This is a genomic window from Campylobacter sp. RM5063, from assembly GCF_024723655.1.
GTDB lineage: Bacteria > Campylobacterota > Campylobacteria > Campylobacterales > Campylobacteraceae > Campylobacter_D > Campylobacter_D lari_D.
The window spans coordinates 1-393 of sequence record NZ_JANQDA010000074.1; the positions used below are offsets into that span (position 1 = coordinate 1).

General features: G+C 28.8%; 1 pseudogene. It reads left to right on the plus strand.

The window, feature by feature from the left end:
- A pseudogene (locus tag CAMP5063_RS08430) lies at positions 1-393 on the plus strand (methyl-accepting chemotaxis protein); the annotation flags it as partial.

Below are 393 nucleotides of genomic sequence, written 5' to 3' on the forward strand. Positions count from 1 at the left end.
TCTCAAAGCTCCTATGCAGCAGTATATGATAAAGAAGGTATGGTAATTTTCCACGAAGATAAAGATAAAATGCTTACTAAAACTGACTTAAGTATTAATATAGCAAATGCTATTAAAGCAGAGCCTGATTTAATTGATCCAAGTAAAGAAGATACCTTATTTTATGCTAAAGATGGTGCAGGTAAAACACAAGTTGCAACTTGTAATCAAACTTTAAATCCAAAATACATTGTATGTTCTATTACAGATGAATCTGTATATACTGATGCAGTTAATAAAGTTTTATTCCAACAAGTTATTATTGCATTAATAGCTATTATTGTAGCTTTAATCTTAGTAAGATTTGCTATTATTAAAAACTTAAAACCTATAGCAGTTATAACTACCGGCCTT